Annotated in this window: 18 protein-coding genes; 13 read left to right on the top strand and 5 right to left on the bottom strand. The window is 70.6% G+C overall.

Features of this window, described 5'->3' with window-relative positions; all coding sequences use genetic code 11:
* Positions 1 to 20: 20 nt before the first annotated feature.
* The 6 genes from QQX13_RS08310 (at position 21) to QQX13_RS08285 (ending at position 6,775) form a co-directional block, all read left to right on the top strand.
* Positions 21 to 992 carry a glycosyltransferase family 2 protein gene (locus QQX13_RS08310; RefSeq protein ID WP_301119117.1) on the top strand — a complete coding sequence of 324 codons (972 nt, stop codon included), beginning with the start codon at positions 21 to 23 and terminating at the stop codon, positions 990 to 992.
* Complete coding sequence (locus QQX13_RS08305) at positions 989 to 2,074, top strand: nitroreductase family protein (protein ID WP_301119118.1); 1,086 nt, start codon at positions 989 to 991, stop codon at positions 2,072 to 2,074. The genes QQX13_RS08310 and QQX13_RS08305 overlap by 4 nt, the downstream gene beginning before the upstream one ends.
* Entirely contained in the window at positions 2,067 to 3,083 is a 1,017-nt protein-coding gene (locus tag QQX13_RS08300; RefSeq protein WP_301153097.1) for a lysylphosphatidylglycerol synthase domain-containing protein, read from the top strand. Before QQX13_RS08305 ends, QQX13_RS08300 begins: the two co-directional genes overlap by 8 nt.
* Positions 3,080 to 4,369 carry a polysaccharide pyruvyl transferase family protein gene (locus QQX13_RS08295; protein WP_301153096.1) on the top strand — a complete coding sequence of 430 codons (1,290 nt, stop codon included), beginning with the start codon at positions 3,080 to 3,082 and terminating at the stop codon, positions 4,367 to 4,369. Before QQX13_RS08300 ends, QQX13_RS08295 begins: the two co-directional genes overlap by 4 nt.
* A 73-nt stretch (positions 4,370 to 4,442) precedes the next feature.
* On the top strand, positions 4,443 to 5,024 hold the full coding sequence (locus QQX13_RS08290; protein WP_301153095.1) for a hypothetical protein: 582 nt from the start codon (positions 4,443 to 4,445) through the stop codon (positions 5,022 to 5,024).
* On the top strand, positions 5,021 to 6,775 hold the full coding sequence (locus tag QQX13_RS08285) for an S-layer homology domain-containing protein (RefSeq protein WP_301153094.1): 1,755 nt from the start codon (positions 5,021 to 5,023) through the stop codon (positions 6,773 to 6,775). The genes QQX13_RS08290 and QQX13_RS08285 overlap by 4 nt, the downstream gene beginning before the upstream one ends.
* A 19-nt stretch (positions 6,776 to 6,794) precedes the next feature.
* On the opposite strand, the gene QQX13_RS08280 is transcribed toward QQX13_RS08285, so the two are convergent.
* Positions 6,795 to 8,609: a hypothetical protein gene (locus tag QQX13_RS08280; protein ID WP_301153093.1), complete on the bottom strand. Its 1,815-nt coding sequence runs from the start codon at positions 8,607 to 8,609 to the stop codon at positions 6,795 to 6,797.
* A gap of 162 nt (positions 8,610 to 8,771) precedes the next feature.
* Here QQX13_RS08280 and QQX13_RS08275 point away from each other — a divergent pair, with 162 nt between their 5' ends.
* From QQX13_RS08275 to QQX13_RS08245, 7 genes are all read left to right on the top strand, one after another.
* On the top strand, positions 8,772 to 10,352 hold the full coding sequence (locus QQX13_RS08275) for a DUF2142 domain-containing protein (protein WP_301119124.1): 1,581 nt from the start codon (positions 8,772 to 8,774) through the stop codon (positions 10,350 to 10,352).
* Positions 10,353 to 10,457: 105 nt separating this feature from the next.
* A complete protein-coding gene (gene glf / locus QQX13_RS08270) occupies positions 10,458 to 11,621 on the top strand; it encodes a UDP-galactopyranose mutase (protein WP_301119125.1) in 1,164 nt (387 codons plus the stop codon).
* A complete protein-coding gene (locus QQX13_RS08265) occupies positions 11,621 to 13,633 on the top strand; it encodes a glycosyltransferase (RefSeq protein WP_301153092.1) in 2,013 nt (670 codons plus the stop codon). The genes glf and QQX13_RS08265 overlap by 1 nt, the downstream gene beginning before the upstream one ends.
* On the top strand, positions 13,626 to 14,513 hold the full coding sequence (locus tag QQX13_RS08260) for an ABC transporter permease (RefSeq protein ID WP_301119128.1): 888 nt from the start codon (positions 13,626 to 13,628) through the stop codon (positions 14,511 to 14,513). The genes QQX13_RS08265 and QQX13_RS08260 overlap by 8 nt, the downstream gene beginning before the upstream one ends.
* Positions 14,513 to 15,265 carry an ABC transporter ATP-binding protein gene (locus QQX13_RS08255; RefSeq protein WP_301119130.1) on the top strand — a complete coding sequence of 251 codons (753 nt, stop codon included), beginning with the start codon at positions 14,513 to 14,515 and terminating at the stop codon, positions 15,263 to 15,265. The genes QQX13_RS08260 and QQX13_RS08255 overlap by 1 nt, the downstream gene beginning before the upstream one ends.
* Before the next feature lie 12 nt (positions 15,266 to 15,277).
* On the top strand, positions 15,278 to 16,144 hold the full coding sequence (locus QQX13_RS08250) for an ABC transporter permease (RefSeq protein ID WP_301119132.1): 867 nt from the start codon (positions 15,278 to 15,280) through the stop codon (positions 16,142 to 16,144).
* Positions 16,131 to 16,871 (top strand): ABC transporter ATP-binding protein, encoded by a 741-nt coding sequence (locus QQX13_RS08245; RefSeq protein ID WP_301153090.1) that lies wholly within the window; start codon positions 16,131 to 16,133, stop codon positions 16,869 to 16,871. Before QQX13_RS08250 ends, QQX13_RS08245 begins: the two co-directional genes overlap by 14 nt.
* A 45-nt stretch (positions 16,872 to 16,916) precedes the next feature.
* Here QQX13_RS08245 and QQX13_RS08240 read toward each other — a convergent pair whose 3' ends face one another.
* The 4 genes from QQX13_RS08240 to QQX13_RS08225 are packed head-to-tail and all read right to left on the bottom strand — an operon-like array spanning position 16,917 to position 21,002.
* Complete coding sequence (locus tag QQX13_RS08240; protein ID WP_301153088.1) at positions 16,917 to 18,128, bottom strand: CDP-glycerol glycerophosphotransferase family protein; 1,212 nt, start codon at positions 18,126 to 18,128, stop codon at positions 16,917 to 16,919.
* A complete protein-coding gene (locus tag QQX13_RS08235; protein WP_301153086.1) occupies positions 18,125 to 19,294 on the bottom strand; it encodes a CDP-glycerol glycerophosphotransferase family protein in 1,170 nt (389 codons plus the stop codon). The genes QQX13_RS08240 and QQX13_RS08235 overlap by 4 nt, the downstream gene beginning before the upstream one ends.
* Positions 19,291 to 20,562: a CDP-glycerol glycerophosphotransferase family protein gene (locus tag QQX13_RS08230; protein ID WP_301153085.1), complete on the bottom strand. Its 1,272-nt coding sequence runs from the start codon at positions 20,560 to 20,562 to the stop codon at positions 19,291 to 19,293. The genes QQX13_RS08235 and QQX13_RS08230 overlap by 4 nt, the downstream gene beginning before the upstream one ends.
* 38 nt (positions 20,563 to 20,600) lie before the next feature.
* Positions 20,601 to 21,002, bottom strand: a complete 402-nt coding sequence (locus tag QQX13_RS08225) for an FAD synthase family protein (RefSeq protein ID WP_301119146.1) — start codon at positions 21,000 to 21,002, stop codon at positions 20,601 to 20,603.
* Positions 21,003 to 21,183 lie beyond the last annotated feature (181 nt).

Here is a 21,183-nt window from a genome sequence, read left to right as displayed (position 1 = left end):
TGCGCGTTACCCTTTCCTACGTGAAGCTCATCGTCCAAGTGCCCTGCCTCAACGAGGAAGCCACCCTCGCCACCGTGCTCGGAGGGATCCCGACGGAGATCGAGGGCATCGACGAGATCGAGCTCCTGGTGATCGACGACGGCTCGTCGGACCGCACCGGCGAGATCGCGCGCGAGTTCGGCGCGCACGTGCTGCGCCACACGCGCCCGATGGGTCTCGCGCAGTCGTTCCGCGACGGCATCGACTACGCGCTCGCCCACGGTGCCGACATCGTGGTCAACACCGACGGCGACAACCAGTACCCGCAGGAGCGCATCCCGGATCTGGTCCGTCCGGTCCTCGACGGGGTCGCCGACATCGCGATCGGCGACCGCCAGACCCACACCATCGAGCACTTCTCGCCGTTCAAGAAGACGATGCAGCGGTTCGGCTCGTGGGTGGTGAACCGGGCGGCGGGCACCGACCTGCCCGACGCCGCCTCCGGCTTCCGCGCCTACTCGCGCTGGTCGCTCTACCGCCTCAACGTGGTCACGCAGTTCTCGTACTGCATGGAGACCATCATCCAGGCGGGCAACAAGCGGCTGTCCATCGCCTCCGTGCCCATCGACACGAACCCGAAGACCCGCGAGTCGCGGCTGTTCTCGAACATGTTCGAGCACATGCTGAAGTCGGGCCAGGCGATCCTGCGCTCGTACATCATGTTCAAGCCGTGGAGCATCTTCGCGGCGCTGGCGTGGGTCTTCGGGCTGATCGGCCTCTACCCGTTCGTGCGCTACGCCGTGCTGCTCGCCACCGGCGACCACGGCAACCACTTCCAGTCGCTCATGCTCGGCACGCTGCTCCTGATCGGCGCGCTGCTGTCCATCGCGCTCGGAGTGCTCTCCGACCTGTCCAAGACCAACCGCATCCTCCAGGAGCAGGCGCTCGAACGCCTCAAGGAGCAGCAGTACGGCCCCGTCACCCCGCGGGTCGGAATCAAGGAGATCCCGTGATCGGCAAGCTCAAGAGCATCGCCAAGACCGCGCTGGCGAACCCCGCCATCCGCAAGACCTACAACGCCGCCAACCGCGGCGTCCTCGAGGTCGCCGCCTCCACGCGGGTGGGCGCCACGGCGTACTCGCTGCTGGGCTTCGCCACGCACAACCGCGAGCAGTGGGCGGTCCTGTCGGGCCGGCGCGCGTACTACCGGAACCTCACCACGCACCGCGCGAACCACGTGGAGCTCCGTCGCAACGTCCACCGGCTCGAGAAGGGCATCCTGATGCAGCCGCGCCGCGCGGTCTTCGCGCGCGACTACATCGAGGAGACGGTCGAGTTCTACGCGCACGCGCTGGAGCGGCCGCACACGGTGTCGAACATCGATGCGGGCGAGATGCAGTGGGCCTACGACGTCCTCTCCGAGTACTTCTCGATCGTCACGGACGACGACCCGGGCGTCGCGCGCTCGCGCGTCCGCTTCGAGTCGCTGCCCGCCTACTCGTCGTCCGCGGACGTGCGCCCCTATCCGCAGGGCACGCTCGCACGCACCGACATCACGTTCGACCAGATGCTGCAGCTCGCCGAGTCGCGTCGCTCCATCCGCTGGTTCCAGGACAAGCCCGTCCCGCGTGAGCTGGTCGACCAGGCGCTGCTGGTCGCACGCCAGTCGCCCTCCGCCTGCAACCGCCTGCCGTACGAGTTCCTGGTGTTCGACGAGCCGGAGCAGGTCAAGGTCGTGTCGGGGATCCCGTTCGGCGCCGCCGGGTACGGCCATCAGATCCCCACGATCGTCGTGGTCAAGGGCGACCTGTCGAACTACTTCTCGCCGCGGGACCGCCACGTGCCGTACATCGACTCGTCGCTCGCCACCATGGGCTTCATCTACGCCCTCGAGACGCTCGGCCTCAGCTCCTCGATCATCAACTGGCCCGACTTCGAGCCGCTCGAGGCGAAGATGGCGAAGACCCTCGGCCTCGCGCCGCACGAGCGGGTGATCATGCTCATCGCCGTCGGCTACGCCGATCCCGACGCCCTGGTCGCGTACTCCAAGAAGAAGGAGATCGACAACATCAGGACGTACAACTCCCTTGGCTGACAGCCCGGCGGGAGCCGACGACCTCGACGCGTCGGACGGCTCGCCGACCCCGGCGCGCCGCGCCCCCTGGTGGCGTGGCAGGGCGATGCGGACCGCGGTCGCGGTCGCGGTCATCGGCGTGGTCGCGTACTTCTTCGGCCGGTCCCTGGCGAGCAACTGGGACAATCTCCGCGAGGAGGACCTCTCGCTGGGCTGGTGGGCGGTCGCCGCGACCGTCGCGTTCGTGCTCGCCGTGGCCGTCTCCGGCACCCTGTGGGGACGGATCGTCCGCCGGCTCGACCCGACCCCGGTCTCGGGCGTCGAGGCGGTCCGCGTCCACTTCTCCTCGTGGCTCCTGAAGTACGTGCCCGGGCAGGTCGGGTTCGTCCTCAACAAGGTGGTGTGGGGGCAGCGGCGCGGCGTCTCGCGGCTGGTGATCCTCATCTCGGTCGTCTACGAGAACGCCTTCCTGCTGCTCGGCTCGACCATCCCCATGGTCGCCATCCTCGCCCTCGCCCGCGGCGGCTCTCTCGAGGTCTCGGGGACGGTGTGGCTCGCCCTCGCGGCCATGGTGCCGCTCGCGGCCGCCACCCACCCCGCGGTGTTCCACCGCGTGGTGTCGGTGCTGGGACGACGCACGCTCAAGCGTGACGTCCCCCGCGACCTGTTCCTCCCGTTCGGGGTGACGATGCGCTTCCAGGCCGCGTTCCTCCTGCCCCGGGTGATCAACGGCGTGGGCATCGCGTTCATCGCAGCGGCGCTCGCGGGCGCCGGCCCCGAGTCGTGGCTCCCGTTGACCGCGGCCTATGCTGTTGCGGGCGCGGTCGGCATCCTGGCGGTGTTCGTGCCCAGCGGACTCGGCGTGCGGGAGGCCGTGTTCGTCCTCTTCGCGGCGCCGTACCTCGGCACCGAGAAGGCGATCGTGGTCTCGCTCGTGGCACGCGTGCTCGCGACCGTCGCCGACGCCCTGATCGCGGGCGTCTACGGCATCCTCACCCTCCAGACCCGAAAGACGAGGCAGCAGTCATGAAGGTGGCCATCATCGGTTCGGCCTTCTCCGGCAACCGCGGCGCCGCCGCGATGCTCGAGAGCTCCATCGCGCATCTCACCGCGCAGGGCGACGACGTCGAGATCACGCACCTCAGCATGTACCCGCGCTCGGACGCGGACCTCAACGTGCACGACAACGTGGAGGTCATGGATGCGTCGCCCCTGCGGCTGGGCGTGCTCATCAACGGCGGCGCGCTGCTGTGGCGCCTGCTGCCCCCGGCGCGCGACGCGATCCGCAAGGCGGTGCCCGAGGTCGGCGCGATCGCCGATGCCGACGTGCTCCTCGACGAGGGTGGCATCACCTTCGTGGACGGCCGCGAGAAGTACCTGATCTACAACGTCGCGTCCATCCTCCCCGCGCTCAACACCGGGACGCCGGTGGTGAAGTGCGCGCAGGCGCTCGGGCCGTTCGAGAACCCGGTGAACCGCGCGCTCGCCGGCATCTACCTTCCGAAGATGGCGGCGATCATCTCGCGCGGCGCCATCACGCACGAGCACCTCATGGGCCTGGGCCTCACCAACGTCACCGCCGGCGCGGACATGGCGTTCACGCTCGACATCACGCCGGAGGACCGCGAGATCGCGGAGGCCTCGGTGCCCGCCTCGTTCTTCGCGGGCGGCGATGTGGTGGGCTACTCGCCCTCCCAGGTGCTGCGCGAGTCCGCCGCGAAGCGCGGCGAGGACTACGTGGCCGAGGTGGTCCGCCACATCGACCACCTCACCGAGGTCATGGGCCGTCCGGTCCTGCTCATCGCGCACTCCACGCGCCCCAACCCCGACAAGCTCCACAACAACGACGGCCCCGTGTGCCGCGAGATCCTCGCGAACGTCGCGTCGCCGGAGAACGTGCGCTTCGCCGAGGGCGAGCTCACGCCGGGTGCCCTGCGCGTGCTCATCGGGCAGTGCGACCTGTTCGTCGCCTCCCGTTTCCACGCCATGGTCTCTTCGCTGGCGCAGGGCGTGCCGACCCTGGTGCTCGGTTGGTCGCACAAGTACCGCGAGGTGCTCGACCAGGTGGGTCAGGCCGAGTGGGCGATGGCGGCCAGCGACGCGACCGTCGAGGCCTTCGAGGAGCGCATGACCGACCTCGACCGGGCCAAGCAGGAGATCCGCGCACAGCTCACCACGGCCGTCCCCGCCGTGCGCGAGACCGCGATGGAGCAGTTCGGCATCATCCGTCGCGTGGCCCGCGAGGGGCGGATCGGCCGCGCCGCGAAGGCCGCGATCAAGGGCTACCTCAGCACGCCCGCGCCGTCCGAGCGCTAGTTCCTGGGAGTCGCGGCGACGCGCGGCGAGGCTGCCTCGAGGGCTCCGTCGACGGACGTAGCATGAGCCGACCATGCTGAGGATCTCGACCCCGCGCGCTCGCCGCACCCTGATCGCCGCCGCATCCGCCGCGGCGCTCGGTGCGGTGCTGTCGGGCTGCACCTCGACGGACGGGACCGAGGCCTCGGCGAGCCCCACCGCGGAGGCCTCGGGCACCGGGACGGCAGCGCCGTCCGAGCCGAGCGTGAGCCCGACCCCCGCATCGTCCACGCCCACGCCGAGCGCGACGTCGCCGACGGACGCCGTCGCGAGCGACCCCCCGGCCACCACGCCGACGCCCGCACCGGGCGAGAATCGGGCGCAGGTTGCCGTGACGGTGACCAGCTGGGGCGTGTCCAACGGCCTGTTCTCCGCCGGCGCGGTGGTCGAGGGCGTCGTCGAGGACGGGGCCCTCTGCTTCATGACCATGACCGACGGTGACCGCACCGTGACGGCCAACGGCGAGTCTGCGCGCTCCGCCGCGTCGAGCAGCTGCGGCGACGGGTTGATCGTCGACGTGGACGACCTGTCGAGCGGGACCTGGTCGCTCACGATCGCCTTCCGGTCGGACACCGCCGAGGGGACCTCAGCCCCCCAGGAGGTGGACATCCCATGACCGTCGTCGTCCGCTCGAGGCTCACCGCGCTCGTCCTGGGCCTCGCGACCCTGGTCGCCGTGCTGGCGCCCGCGCAGCCCGCCGCGGCCCTCGTCACCGACGGGTTCGACCGGTCGATGATCATCTCGGACGCGCTGTTCTACGACTCCGACGCGATGACGGCGAAGGAGATCCAGGCCTTCCTCGACGAGAAGGTCCCGGAGTGCGAGCCCGAGCGGGACGCGGATCCGGACGACATCGTGTGCCTCAAGGACTACGTGACGGAGTTCGCGGCTCGGGACGCCGCGGTGCTCGCCGACGGCACCGTGCTGTGCAAGGCGATCAGCGCGCGCACCGGGGTGACCGCCGCGAAGGTGATCGATATCGTCGCCCGCGCCTGCGGGGTGAGCCAGAAGGTGATCCTGGTCACCCTGCAGAAGGAGCAGGGCCTGGTCACGAACACCTACCCGAGCTCCTGGCGCTACCGGTCGGCGATGGGCTACGGGTGCCCGGACAGCGGCACGTGCGCGGAGCTCTACTACGGGTTCTTCAACCAGGTCTACAACGCGGCGAAGCAGTTCAAGCGCTACCAGGCGAACCCGACGAGCTACGGCCATGTCGCCGGACGCACCACGAACCTGAAGATCCACCCGGCGAACACCACGGCGACCGCCTCGTGCACGGCGACCATCGAGGTGGTCATCAAGAACCAGGCCACGGCCGGCCTGTACAACTACACGCCCTACACGCCGAACGCGGCGGCGCTGGCGGCCGGCTGGGGCACCGGCGACACCTGCTCGTCGTACGGCAACCGCAACTTCTACAACTACTACACGACCTGGTTCGGCCCGACCACGGGCTACCCGGTGGCGGCCCGCTTCGCCTCGACGTACGAGTCCCATGGCGGCGCTGACGTCCTGGGCGCAGCGCTGACGGCCGGCGTGCGCGTCGACGCGAACGGCGGAGGCTGGTACCAGCGGTTCTCCAACGGCACGCTGTACCAGACGGCCGACGGGATCTTCACGTACGTGCCCAACGGCTCGATCGCGACGGCGTACAAGGCGGCCGGCGGGCCCGGGGGTGCCTGGGGCTGGCCCATCGCGGACCGCGTCAAGGAGGACGGCGTCAACGTCATCGAGTTCCGCGAGGTGCGCGCGGCGTACGTGGGCGGCACGGTCGTCGTGGGCTACCCGTTCGCCGACGTGTCCGCGAACGCCGCGTCGAACGACTACAGCGAGCACGCGGAGGCCATCTTCTGGATGGCGTCGTCGGGCCTGTCGACCGGCTGGGACACCACCGAGGGCGTCGTCTACCGCCCCCTCTCGAGGATCACCCGCGACGCGATGGCCGCGTTCCTCTACCGGTACACGGCGCCCGACTACAGCCCGCCGGGCTCGTCGAGCTTCATCGACGTGAAGACCACCTCCTCGTTCTTCGCCGAGATCGAGTGGCTCGCCTCGACGGGGGTGTCGACGGGCTGGAGCACCTCGGCCGGGGCCGAGTACCGCCCGCTGTCGAACATCACCCGCGACGCGATGGCCGCGTTCCTCTACCGGCTCGCGGCCCCCGAGGACTACGTCGCTCCGACCAGCTCGCCGTTCGTCGACGTCACGCCGTCCCACCCGTTCTACACGGAGATCTGCTGGCTCGCGGAGACCGGCATCTCGACCGGCTGGAACACCTCGGCGGGCGCGGAGTACCGGCCGGGCTCGACCATCGGTCGCGACGCCATGGCGGCGTTCCTGTACAGGTTCGACCAGCTCGACGGCTGAGCCCGCGGGCCCGGGGCGGTCAGGGACGAGCGAGCACGCCCGCGTCCACGAGGTTGTCCTGGAGCCCGCCGGCGGGCACCCACACGCTGTAGCCGTAGTTGCTCGAGTCGGGCACGTTGAGCGCGCCGAGGTCGGCCGCGAGATCCCAGTCGTCGCACGCGATCACCACGTCCGCGGCGAAGGCCTCCTCGTCACCGACCAGGTCCACCTGTCGGGGCGAGAGCCAGTAGCCCACCCAGTTGGCGGTCGTGTCGCGGCCGGCGATGCTGGCGCCGCAGTCGATGTCCACGTCGATCGCGACGAGTCCGTCGCTGACCGTCTCGACACGGTCGATCCCGGACTCGATCCGGTCGGGCAGCTCACGTGCGAGCGACGGGTCGGACAGGTGCGCGTACCAGGCGGCACCGACCACGAGGGCGCCCGCGAGGACGCGGGGCCAGCGCGACAGCACGACCGTGACCGCCTGTGCCGCGAGCACCACGAGGGAGGCGATCACCCAGAACCGGTTGGGCCCGGTGAGCGTCGGGGTCAGCGGGATCGCGTGCGGCTCGGTCGGCCACATGCCCTCCCAGGCGCGCAGCGCCGCCACGTTGCCCGGGCCGTAGGTGGAGCCCCACGTCGGGATCGAGTCGGCGAACACCGTCAGCATGCCCGCGACGACCACGACCGTCGACCCGACGGCGATGCCGATCATCGCCAGCGACATGCGCCGCAGCAGGGCCGCGATGCCCGCCAGGATCACCACCAGCACGAACGGCGCGATGTAGCGGGTGTAGAGCCACGAGTCCAGGCGCGGCTCGGCGTTGTAGAAGTGAGCCCCGAGGTTGGACCAGTTGAGGATCGACACCAGGCACCCGGCGAGGGACAGCCCGAGGATGAAGACGCCGGGACCGAAGCGGCGCTCCGTGAGCACCTCGCGACCGGCCCACACCGCGACCACCACGGCACCGAAGGCCACCAGGCCCAGCGTGCCGACGAGCTGCGCCCAGGTCTGCGAGAAGGCGATCTTCATGATCAGCACCGGATCGAGATCCGACAGGGACCGCTGCAGCGCGCCGCCCTGGCTGAAGTCTCCCCACAGCACGAGCTCGGCGAGCGCCTTGGCGGCGCGGTTGACCAGCAGGGATGCCGGGACGAGCACCGCCAGGGTGACCCCTGCGGTGAGCCGGTGCGTGCGGGAGACCAGGAGGCCGGCGAGCCAGATCGCGGCCACGCCGATCCCGACGATCATCCGCGGATGCGTGAAGACCCCCGCGAGCAGGGCGAGCGCGAGGAGGCCCGCTCTCCCGAAGGTCGGGCGCTCCCAGTAGCGGTAGGCGAGGTAGGCGGCCAGCACCAGCAGGAAGCCGACGAACTGCTCGGCCAGGACGTAGTCGGCCAGTCCCGTGTACGCGGGGAGGGTCAGCGTGACCGCAGAGGCGAGGATCGCCTGCGGCGTCGAGAGGCCCATGCGCCTGGCCAGGCCGATCAGCGGCAGGATGGTCGCGAAGCCCACCACGTTGGAGACCAGGTTGGCCCACGCGTAGACCGTCGCCGCGTCGGACGTGAACCACCAGATGGGCGCGATCACGATCGAGGCCAGCGGGTAGTACCCGCGGGTGATCATCAGCGGCACATCGTCCTGGCCGGCGAAGACGCGCGCGAGCTCGAGGACGCCGTTCTCGTCCCACGGCGTCCGCGGCGCGATCGCGGAGCGCGACACGACGTACATCGCGAGGAGGAGCATGGCGACGGAGGCCGCGGCGAGCACCCACCACCACCGCGAGTCCCGCAGACGGCTGGGCAGCGGCGAGGACCCGAGGGTCGTGGGCATCACCGAGGTGGCGGCCTGCATCCGTCACGTCCTTTCGTCGGGTCTGCGCACGCCGGCCGCGCCCGGCGGGCCTCCGCGGCGACGACGGGCACGCGCGTCCTGCTCGTACGTGAGGATACCTGCCGTGCCCGCCCGGCACGGTGGCGGACGATGCGGCGGTGCCGCGTGCCAGAATGGGCAGCCGTGAGCGCAGTCGAGACGCGAGCGCGGGAGCGCCGGACCTGGCGGCTCGGCCTCGCCTCCGTGACCCTGCTGGTCCTGCTGGTGGGAGCGGCATGGTCCCTCATGGCCGAGCCGTTCACCAAGGTCGACGAGCCGCGCCACTTCAACTCGGTGGTGCGCCTCATGGAGGGCGGCGGGTGGCCCGCACCGCGGGAGGCGCCGCTGCTCGACGCGGTGCGCGTCGCCGCGTCCGAGGCCGGGCATCCCTTCGCGGGCGACGAGGCCTCCCCCGCGCTCCCGGGCGAGCGCTCTGCGCTCGACGAGCACGAGGGGTCCACGCGCGGGATCGCCGACGATCCGGACTGGATGACGCAGCACCCTCCCGGCTACTACGGGCTCACTGCCGGACTGATCTCCGCCGTCGGCGGGCACGGCTGGAGCTGGGACCACGCGCTGCTCGCGATGCGGCTGCTCAGCGACCTGTGGGTCGCGCTCGCCACGATCCCTGTCGCGCTCGCGGCACGACGCCTGTCGGGATCCCCACGGGGCGCGCTCGTGGGAGCGGCGGCGGTGCTGGCGATCCCGCAGTACTTCCACGTGGGCGCGCTGGTGTCGAACGACGCGCTCTCGGTGCTCCTGGCCTCGCTGGTGCTGCACCAGTGCGTGGTCGCCATGGACTCGGAGCGTGGCTCGTGGCGGCGGGCGGCGGTGCTCGGCCTGACCCTGGGCGCGGGGCTGTTCGTCAAGGGGCTGTTCCTCACGCTGATCCCGGTGGTCGCGATCGCGCTCGCGGTGCCGGCGGTCCGCCGGCACGGCTGGCGGTGGCGTGCCCTGATCGCGCCCGCGATCGCCATGGCGGTCGCGTTCGCGACCGGCGGCTGGTGGTACCTGCGCAACCTCCTGGTCTACGGTGCGATCCAGCCGAGCAACTTCGGATCCGGCCGGGAGGACGTCGCGGCCGAGGGCTACGACCTCCTCGAGTTCGTCACCACGGCGCTGCTGCGACTCAACTCGACCTTCTGGGGCTCCCTCAACCCCGCGCTCGCGCTCCCCGGCTGGTACCTGGCCGGCGCCCTCGTCGTCACGCTCCTCGTGGTGGTGGTGGGTGCCATCCGCTCCCGGCATCGTCTGATCCTGCTGGTGCTCGCGGCGTACCCGGTGGCGCTGCTCGCCATCACGCTCAACCACGCGTGGGAGATCTACTGGAACTACGGACTGTTCCGTGGGATCCAGGGGAGATACCTGTTCCCCGCGATCCTGATCCTCGGCGTCCTCGTGGCGATCAGCTGGTCCGTGGTCGAGCGGCGGCTGCGCGCGCCGCTGCCCGCGATCGGGGGAGCGGTCGCCGTGCTGGGCCTGGGCGCGGTGGCGTGCGCGGGCTGGATGGTCGCGCTGCACGGGTTCTGGCCGGAGGCCGGCTCCGTCGGCGAGGGCCTCGCGGTCATGTCCGCGGCGCTCGGGGTGCCGGGTGTGGTCGCGAACGTCCTGGTCGTCGCCGCCTTCGCCGCGCTCGCGCTCACGGCGGCCGCCGTCGCCGTCCAGCGCGGCACCGACGACGATGCGCGAACCGTCCCGGTCGCCCCCGCCCTCGCCCCGTCCTGAGGGCCCGCCAGGACCGCCCGTTTTGCTGGCCTCTCATGGCCGCAGGTAGCCTTGACGCGACTGTGCGCCCGTCCAGGAGCGCACGACGACCATGGGAGTTTTCGCATGACTGATGTCGTGGTGGTGGGTTCCGGCTTCTTCGGCCTCACGGTCGCGGAGCGGCTCGCCGAGCAGCACGGCGCCAACGTGCTCCTGATCGACCGGAGGGCCCACATCGGGGGCAACGCGTACAGCGCACCCGAGCCGGAGACCGGGATCGAGGTCCACCAGTACGGGACCCACCTGTTCCACACGTCGAACGAGCGCGTGTGGGAGTACGTCAACCGCTTCACCGCGTTCACGGGTTACGTGCACAAGGTCTACACGACCCACCGCGGCGAGGTCTTCCCGATGCCGATCAACCTCGGCACCATCAACCAGTTCTTCCGCAGCGCCTACGGGCCCGAGGAGGCGAAGGCCGCGATCCGCGAGCAGGCCGCGGAGCTCGGAGGCAAGGAGCCCTCCAACCTCGACGAGCAGGGCGTGAACCTCATCGGCCGTCCCCTCTACGAGGCCTTCATCCGCAACTACACCGCGAAGCAGTGGCAGACGGACCCGACGGAGCTGCCGGCGTCCGTGATCTCGCGCCTGCCGGTCCGGTACACCTACGACAACCGCTACTTCAACGACACCTACGAGGGCCTGCCGGTCGACGGCTACACCGCGTGGCTCGAGCGCATGGCGGACCACAAGCGCATCGAGGTCCGCCTCGACACCGACTTCTTCGACGCATCCCAGGACGCGAGCAAGGCGGCCGTGGTCGGCCAGGTGCCCGTGGTCTACACCGGTCCCGTCGACCGCTACTTCGACTTCACCGAGGGCGACCTGTCGTGGCGCACGATCGACTTCGAGCAGGAGGTGCTGAACGTGGGCGACTTCCAGGGCACCCCCGTGATGAACTACGCCGACCTGGACGTGCCCTACACCCGGATCCTCGAGTTCCGGCACCTGCACCCCGAGCGTGACTGGTACCCGAAGGACCGGACGGTCGTGGTGAAGGAGTACTCGCGCTTCGCGGAGCGAGGCGACGAGCCGTACTATCCGGTCAACACCCCTGCCGATCGCGACCGGCTGGGGCGCTACCGCGACCTCATGACCGGCGAGAAGGACGTGTTCTTCGGCGGCCGGCTGGGCACCTACCAGTACCTCGACATGCACATGGCGATCGGTTCGGCTCTGTCCATGGTGGACAACAAGCTCGAGCCGATCTTCGGCGGGAAGGCGGCCTGATGACCGCGACGGCGACCACCGCGGGCAGCACCGCGCACGCGGCGGCCGACCGCCGCATCGTCCACCGGGTGGTGCTCCCGACCGACTCGGACCCGGACACCCTCCCGCTGTACGTCGACTTCACGCAGGCGCGCGCGCAGGTGCTGACGGAGCAGGCGCAGCGCAAGCGCGAGGCGGCCGGGGTGTTCGACGACCCGGTGCTCGCGATCAGTCCGCACGATGCGGGCGCCACCCTCGTCAGCAGGCGCGCGCTCGCGCTCGAGGACGGCTCGCACGTGTCCTTCGCGACGTACTTCAACGCGTTCCCGGCCTCCTACTGGCGCCGCTGGACCGACGTCGACACGGTCCGTCTGGTGGTCGAGCTGTCGGGACCCGCGACGCTGGTCGTCTACAAGTCGAACGCGCGCGGGCACGCGCAGCGCGTCGAGATGGTCGCGTCCGACGGCGGCGCGTCCGAGTTCGACCTGCCGCTCGCGCCGTTCGGCGACGGCGGGTGGTACTGGTTCGACCTGCTCGCCTCGGACGGCCCCGTGCGGCTGGTTCGCGCCGAGTGGACCGTGTCCGCCGCGCACGAGCGGGTCACCGGGACCGCCTCGGTCGGGATCACCACGTTCAACCGCCCCGACTACTGCGTCGACCAGCTCCTCACCATGGGCGCGGACCGGTCGCTCGACGGGGTCATCGACCGGATCTACGTGGTCGACCAGGGCAACCAGCGGGTCAAGGACGAGCCGCGCTTCGCGCAGGCCGCCGAGGCGCTGGGGGACCGCCTGGCATACCTGCGCCAGGGCAACCTGGGCGGCTCGGGCGGTTTCTCCCGTGCGATGGCGGAGACCCTCGCCGCCAGCGAGTCGGACTACGTGCTGCTGCTCGACGACGACGTGGTGTCCGAGCCCGAGGGCATCCTTCGCGCGGTCGCCTTCGCGAACTTCTGCCGGATCCCGACGATCGTGGGCGGGCACATGTTCTCGATGCACGAGAAGTCGGTGCTGCACGCCTATGCCGAGCGCGTGAACCGCTACTCGTTCTGGTGGGGTCCCGCCGCGGGCACCAAGGAGGGCCACGACTTCGGGTCCTACCCCCTGCGCGCGACCACCTGGCTCCACCGCCGTCACGACGGCGACTACAACGGCTGGTGGATGTGCCTCATCCCCACCCACGCGCTGCGCGAGGTGGGGCTGTCGCTGCCGGTGTTCATCAAGTGGGACGACTCCGAGTACGCGCTTCGCGCCGGCGCCCACGGGATCCCGACCGTGTCCCTGCCGGGTGCGGCCGTCTGGCACGTGCCGTGGACGGACAAGGACGACTCGATCGACTGGCAGGCGTACTACCACCAGCGCAACCGCTGGCTCGCGGCGCTGCTGCACTCGCCCTACAAGCGGGGAGGGGTGCTCCCGCGCGCCAGCTTCACCTCCGACGTGAAGCACCTGCTGTCGCTGCAGTACTCGGCCGTCGAGCTGCGGCTCAAGGCGCTCGAGGAGCTGCTCGAGGGCCCCGATCACCTGCACCGCACCATCGGGACCACGCTCGGCGAGGTGCGGTCGATGCGCGTGAAGCACACCGACGCGGTGGTCACCAAGGACCCGGCCGCCTACCCCATCACGCGCCGGCATCGTCCGCCGTCGAAGGGGCGGGACCCGGAGCGGCCCACCAACCCCGTCTCGTTCGTGATCGGCGCGGCGGTCGGCGCCTTGCGCCAGCTGCGTCCCGTCCGTGACGAGGCCCTCGCGATCCCCGAGGAGCGCGTCGCCTCGATGGCCGCGAAGTGGTGGAGGCTGTCGCAGATCGACTCGGCGGTGGTGACCTCGGCCGACGGCACCGGGGTGTCGCTCTACGTCCGCGATCGCGAGCTGTTCAGCGCCTATCTCCGCCGCAGCCTGAACCTGCACCGCAAGGCGATCGCGCGGTGGGACGACCTTCAGGCCGAGTACCGCGGCGCGCTGGACTCCTTCACCTCTCCCGACCAGTGGAAGGCGACGTTCGCGGCGAACGGCGTGGACGAGGATGACTGAGGTCTCCCCGAGGCCGCTCCCCGAAGGGATGGAGCGGCCGGGGGTCGCTCGCGGCCTCCTCACCCTGGTCTCCCATCGCTACCTGCTGACCCTGCTGGTGCGCAAGGAGCTGCGCGTCCGGTACCAGGCATCCGTGCTCGGACTCGCGTGGAGCTATGTGAAGCCGGGCGCGCAGTTCGCGGTGTTCTTCTTCGTGATGGGGCAGTTCCTCCAGCTGTCCCGTTCGATCCCTCCCTACGCGATCTTCCTGTTCTCCGGCATCGTCGTCGTCAACCTGTTCTCGGAGATCCTGGGCAACGCGACCCGCTCCGTCGTCGGCAACGCCCCGCTGGTGCGCAAGATCTTCCTGCCACGCCAGCTGTTCCCCCTGTCGACGGTGCTCGTCGCGCTCGTGCACTTCCTGCCGCAGCTGGTCATCCTGGTGATCGGCGCGCTCGTCTCGGGGTGGCGACCCGACCCCGCCGCGCTCGGTGCGGCCCTCCTGGGCGCCGTGCTCGTGATCGTCTTCGCGCTCGCGCTCGGCCTCCTGTTCGGCGCGGTCAACGTCGCCTTCCGCGACACCGAGAACACCGTCGACCTGATCCTCATGGTCGCGGTGTGGTTCTCGCCCGTGCTGTACAACATCGGGCTCGTGCGCGACCACTTCGGTGCCGACAGCTGGCTCACGCGCCTGTACGAGGCGAACCCGCTCACCATCGCCGTCGAGCTGTTCCACCGGGCCTTCTGGTACCCGGCGGCCGAGCCCGGCGTCCGGGACGGCGCCCTGATCGACCACGTCATGTGGCGCGGGGTCATCGCGCTCGTCGTGTGCATGGGCCTGCTGTGGGTAGGCGACCGCGTGTTCACCCGCCTGTCCCGCAACTTCGCGCAGGAGCTGTGATGGCAACCGACCCGTCCATCGAGACGCCCGAGGCGATCGTCGTCGACGGCCTGGTCAAGCGCTTCCGCTTCCGGCACGTCCACTCGCTCAAGGAGACCGTGGCCCGGTGGGTGCGCCGCGCCACGGTGGAGACCGACGAGTTCACCGCGCTCAAGGACGTGAACCTCACCATCCGCCAGGGCGAGACCGTCGCGCTGCTGGGATTCAACGGATCGGGCAAGTCGACCCTGCTGAAGTGCATCTCCGGGGTGCTCACGCCCGACGAGGGCCAGATCGGCGTCCGCGGTCGCATCGCCGGCCTGATCGAGGTGGGGGCCGGCTTCCACCCGGACCTCACGGGGCGGGAGAACGTCTACCTGAACGGCGCGATCCTCGGGATGAGCGAGGCCGAGATCGAGGCGCGCTTCGAGCAGATCGTCGCCTTCTCCGAGATCGAGGAGTTCATCGACCAGGAGGTCAAGTTCTACTCGTCGGGCATGTTCCTTCGCCTGGCCTTCTCCGTCGCGGTGCACACTGATCCTGACGTGTTCCTGGTCGACGAGATCCTGGCGGTGGGAGATGAGCCCTTCCAGCGCAAGTGCCTGGACCGGATCCGCGAGCTGCGCGCCTCGGGCAAGACGCTCGTGATCGTGAGCCACGACCTCAACATGGTCGCCGACCTGTGCGACCGTGGGATCCTCCTCGAGCACGGCGTGGTCGTGATGGACGACGAGCCGCACGCGGTGGTGCGCCGCATGCGGGGCGAGGGCTAAGGGGGCGGCGCGTTGGCTGACATCGACTACCGGGCCGTCGCGATCGAGGCGGGGCTGCCCCGCGTCGGCGCTCGCCCGTCCCTGTGGCGGTACCTCGTCGACCTCTGGCATCGGCGCCGCTTCGCGACCACGCTCGCGCGCTACCGGCTCGAGGCGACGCTCTCCGAGCAGAGGCTGGGCATCGCCTGGGTGGTGATCAGCCCGCTGCTGCAGGCGGCGGTCTACGGCACGGTGTTCGGGATCATCATGACCAGCGACTCGCGGCCGGACAACTTCGTGCCGTTCCTGGTCACCGGCTTCTTCCTGTTCACGTTCTTCTCGCAGTCCTTCTCGCAGGGCGCGAAGGCGCTGACGGGCAACGTGTCCCTGGTCAGGAGCCTCCACTTCCCGCGCATGCTGCTGCCGGTATCGGCGGTGCTCAAGGAGCTGTACACGCTCGCCCCCATGCTCGTGGTGCTGGTGGCGATCCTCATCGGGTTCGGGGAGCTGCCGACGCTGAACTGGCTGCTGATGGTGCCGATCCTCGCCCTGATGACCATGTTCAACCTGGGGGTCGCCCTGATCGCCGCGAGGCTCACCGTCCATCTGCGCGACATCGGCCAGCTCATCCCGATCATCACCAGGATCCTGTTCTACGCGAGCGGCATCTTCTACTCGATCGACCTGGTGCTCGCGCCGCCCGCGCATCCGGCCTGGATGCTGCAGGTCGCGCAGTTCAACCCCGTGCACGCGTTCATCGAGCTCGGCCGTGGCGCGCTCCAGACCACGCAGGAGCTCGAGCCTCTCCTGTGGGTGGTCGCGTCCGGCTCCGCGCTCGTCACTCTCGTGTTCGGAGTCGTCTTCTTCTGGCGGGCGGAGGAGCGCTATGGACGCGCCTGAGACCAGGCGTCCGACCGTGGTGGTCGACGGGCTCGAGGTGGAGTACCGCTCGTTCGCGTCGGGCAAGGCCGCGGGGGACCGTCCGTCGCTGCTGCGCCGGCAGCGGGGCGTGCGGGTGGTCCACGCGCTCAAGGGCGTCTCGTTCCGGGTGGACGAGGGGGAGTCGATCGGCGTCATCGGGCACAACGGCTCGGGGAAGTCGACCCTGATGCGCGCGATCGCCGGGCTCCAGTCGCCGGCCACCGGCGCGGTCTACGCGTCCGCCCGTCCGGCGCTCCTGGGCGTCAACGCCGCGCTGATCCCCGACCTGTCCGGGGACAAGAACATCACGCTCGGCGGTCTCGCGCTCGGCCTCACCCTCGAGGAGGTCGAGGCGGCCCGCGAGGAGATCGTCGAGTTCTCCGGGCTGGCGGAGTTCATCGACCTGCCCATGAAGACGTACTCGTCGGGCATGCAGGCACGGCTGCGCTTCTCGATCGCGATGGCGCGCCACCACCAGATCCTGCTGGTGGACGAGGCGCTCGCGGTCGGCGACAAGGAGTTCCGGGCCAAGAGCGAGCAGCGCATCCGCGACATGCGCGATCAGGCGAGCACCGTGTTCCTGGTCTCCCACTCGATGTCGTCCATCCGCGACACCTGCACCCGCGTCCTCTGGATCGACCACGGCGAGCTGCGCATGGACGGCGAGCCGAAGGCGGTCGTCAAGGCGTACAACGCCTCTCGCTGATCCTTCCCGGAGGCGGCCGGCCGTGCACCGTGCCGCACCCGCGGCTCAGAGGCCTGCGCGCTCCGCCATGACCCGCTCGGCGGCGGCGAGCCAGCGCGCCATGCTCGCCCCCGGCGTGGTGTCCCCGAAGTAGTGATGCACGAGCCTTGCGCGCGTCGCGCGCTCCTCCTCGCCGTCGGCGTCGGTCAGCAGCATCGGCACGTCGGCCGCGCGGTCCTGCGTCACCGTCGGCAGCGTCGCGGCGATGCCGTCCCCGTCGGTGTGCGCGTCGGGGCTCGCGGGCTCGGTGAGCACCAGCGCCTTGCCCGTGGCGAGCCAGTCGAAGGCGACGGCGGAGATGTCGGCGATGCACGCATCGGCCGCGTCGAGCTGCCAGCCGAACGCGCTCTCGGTGTCCACCAGGTGACCGGCGGCCGGGTCCGCGTGCGAGGCGTCCCGGAGCAGCTGCACCACCTGGTCGTGGGCCCGCCGGAACCGCGGGTCCGCGATCCCCGTCCGGGGGTGCGGCCGGTAGATCACGCGATCGCGGCCGGTCGCGAGCAGAGCCTGGACCATCGCGGTCCCGTGCGAGCCGAGCGACGAGTACGTCATCGAGGGGCGGTCGCCCTCCCACGTGGGCGCGTACAGGACCACGCGACGGTCGTCGGCGGGCAGCGGCGCAGGGGGCTCGTGATGGACGTCGAGCTGTGGGCGCCCGATCTCGAGGGTGCGCGACTCCACGTCGAACCCGACCAGCTTCCCGGTGAGCCGCGCGCGGGCGGCGTCTCCGGCGATGAACGTGTAGTCGTAGGCCTTGAGCTGGTTGGACGCCATGTAGTCCTTGTCGGACTCGCCGTGGCTGAGGAACACGTGCGCGGGCCGGCGGAACCGCAGCATCTGGAAGTTGCGCGTGTTCTGGTTGACGTAGAACACGGCGGTCAGGTCGTTGTCGTCGACGAGGGTCTCGATGTCCGCGATGGTGCGCGCGTGCACCACCGGGAGCGGGCACTCCCGCGCGAGCGCGACCGCGCTCTCGATGGTGCGCGTGATCACGGCCACCGGGTGCTGCTCCGCGAGACGGCGAAGGGGCTCGTACCACTGACGCATCTGGTACAGGTTGACCGGCGGGTCCGCGAAGTAGACCACCGCCTCGAGGGTGACCCGGTCCGGGACCGCCCGCTCGGAGGCGAGTCCGCGCCAGGCGTGCGCGGCCCGTCGGCGGTCGGCTACCTGGCGGACCAGGTCGACCGCGCGACGCGCGTCGTGCGAGAGTCTCATGCTGCTCCTGAGGGATGCGGGGGGACGGCGTCGGGGGCGAGCCCGAGCAGTCCGACGAGCCGTCGGGTCGCGAGCCCGTCCGTGACCGCCCAGTGCCCCGCGCGCAGGCGGTCCCAGGTGGCCACGACCTCGGGCGACCCGATCCGGTCATGCCCGGCGATCCGCTCGACCAGGTCGGTCGGGCTCGTGGACGTGATCGGGACCAGGTCGACGGTGGGGTCGGTGAACAGGCCCGGCGAGCGCCGGTACTCGTCGATGTCGTAGGTGAACAGCCAGGTGGGGACGTCGCGCGCCACGGAGTCGAACGCGAGCGCCGAGTAGTCGGTCACCAGGTGGTCCGCGACGGCGAGCCAGTCGGAGGTGGGGACGGCGCTGCCGTCCACCACTCCGGGGCCGTGGACCGCGGTGCGGGCGTCGAGCGGGTGGGGGCAGATGACGGGGGTGTAGCCCGCGTCCTGGAGGGCCGCGGACAGCAGCTCCCAGCGGATCGCGGCGTTCCGCCGCATGGTCGGGGCGTAGACGACGATGCGGCCGCGACCCACCAGGTCGGGGTAGGACGCGCGCAGACGGCGCTCCGCGCCCTCCCAGTGCTCCGGATCGCCGAGCCGGTCGTGGCGGGGCTGGCCGGTCTCGACGACCACCTCGGCGGGCACGCCGAAGCCGGCGCGGAACTCCGCCGCGGCATCGGGGCCGCCGGCGACGATCGCGGAGTACCCCCGATGCATCCGCATTCCGCGCGCGACCGCGGGCGACGCTCCCTCGTCGGTGCCGACGGAGGCGACGCCGAACCGCTTCATCGCGCCGCTCGCGTGCCAGATCTGCACCACCGGCCGGTCCGGCCGGGGGCGCAGCACGCTCACCGGGATGATGTAGGTGTCGACGACAGCGGCACGAGCCGCGCCCAGCAGCCTCGTCTGCTGCAGGATGCGAGCGGCCTCGATGAACGGGTTGCGGGTGCTGCGGTGGTTGAGCACCACGACGCGCGTCGAGGGCGACGCGCGAGCGATCTCCTTGCGGATCCGCGCGAAGTCGCCGGAGGTGGTGCGGTGCTGGCGGCTGATCATGACCACCAGGTCCTCCGTGGGACGGCGGCCGATGACGAGGTCGACGCCGCGCAGGAGCCGCACGGCCGCCTCGACGCCGATGCGTGTCGCCAGGGAGATCATGAGGCCGGCGCCTCGAGGAGCAGGTCGGCGGCGCGCCCGGATGCCCGGCCGTCGTCGACGGTCGCGTACGTCGCGCGGAAGGCGGCACGCGCCGCGGCCTCGTCGCCGGCGCGCTCGCCCGTGGTCGCGACGGCGTCGACCAGGGCGTCCAGATCCGTGACCACCGGCCCCGGGAGGTCGTCGGGCTCGAGGTAGAGCCCGCGCAGCTGCCGCCGGTATCGGTCGAGGTCGTGCATGAAGAAGACCATGGGTCGATCGAGCAGGGCGTAGTCGAACAGCGCGCTCGAGTAATCGGTGACCAGGACGTCGCTCGCGAGGAACAGGTCGTTGATGTCGGGGTGACGTGACGCGTCGACGACGTTGTCGGGGAGAGACCGGGCGTCGATCGCCTCCGACACCAGATAGTGAGCGCGGAGCACCACCACGTGGTCGGGCCCGAGGCGGGCCGCGAGCTCCGCGGGGTCGAGGCCCAGGCTGAGCCGGTAGCCGTGGCGGGTCGAGTGCTGATCGTCGCGCCACGTCGGCGCGAAGAGGACGACCCGTGCGCCCAGGGGGATGCCCAGCTCCTCGCGCGTGCGTGCCGCGTCGGCGGCGTCGGCGTGCACCAGCGCGTCGTTGCGCGGGTTGCCGGTCTCGAGGATCGTGGTCGCCGCCCGGTCCGGGTCCATCGCGAACGCGGATGCGAACGCCTGCGACGCGAATCCCGACGGGCTGAGCAGGTAGGTGGCGACCTCGCCGGCGCGGCGGTAGCGCTCCACGATCTCGCTCTTGCCGCTGGTCGCGGTCGTCGTGTTGTCGATGATGTCGGCCCCGAGCCTCTTCAGCGGGGTGCCGTGCCAGGTCTGGAGCTGTCGCTGCCCGGGCGCGAGCGCGAGGTACTCCGGCATGATCGCGTTGGTGATCCACCACCCGGCGGTCGCGGCCGCGCGGTGGTAGTCGGCACGGCGGTAGATCACCCAGGAGGTGCGAGGGTCGGACAGCGGTCCGGAGAGCAGCGTGGGCGCCGGAGGCTCACGGAACGCCCACACGAACCGCCAGTCCGCGAAGCGCGGGTCGGCCAGCAGGTGCTCGTACACGGCCCGAGGCGACCCGGCGTACGAGCGCGCCTGGAACGACTCGAACAGCGCGGTGCGGGGATCGGCGGGCGCGTCTCCGTGGCGTCGGGTGCCCAGTCGGCGCACCGACCGCACGGCGGCGCGCATCCGCCGTCGGAGCGCGGGGGAGCGCTTCATGAGGCCGCGTGCTGCCGTGGCGGCGAGGTTGTCCATCGCGGAGTCGACCAGGGGCGCGGAGGAGGCCGGGCCTCCTACAGGTCGAGCGCTCGGATGTTCGCGATGATCTCGGTCGTGGAGATGTCGCGCGTGCGCGGCAGGTAGATGACCTCGCAGACGTCTCGGAACTCGTCGAACTTGCCGGCCCAGTCGTCGCCCATCACCAGGATGTCCGCGCGGTGCTCGATCAGGTAGTCGCGCTTGAGCTCGAGCGAGTGCTCCAAGAAGACGTCGTCGACGCAGGACAGGCGGCTGACGATGCCGATGCGGTGCTCCTCGCGGTAGATCGGGTACCGACCCTTCTTCGAGAAGTTGAGATCGTCGGTGGAGACGCCGACGGTCAGGTGGTCGCCGAGCTCGTGCGCGCGCGTCAGCATGTTGACGTGACCGATGTGGAACACGTCGAAGGTGCCGAAGGTGATCACGCGAGTGCCCACGGTTGCGCCCCCTGACGAGAATGGTGGAATGAAGGTGAACATAAGGTTACACGTGGCGCCGAGGCCGGGGTGCGACCTTGGTCGGGAGCGTCGCGTCCCGTGCGCGCTGCGCGGGGTCCGCTTGAAACCTACGGTTCCGTAACCTACGATGGCGTAGGTTCGTGCGGCGGCCCCGCCGCAC

The organism is Demequina lignilytica, from assembly GCF_030418375.1.
In the GTDB taxonomy this organism is placed as follows: Bacteria; Actinomycetota; Actinomycetes; order Actinomycetales; family Demequinaceae; genus Demequina; species Demequina lignilytica.
Note: the sequence above shows the minus strand (reverse complement) of the source record. Positions and strands in the feature narration are given on the sequence as shown.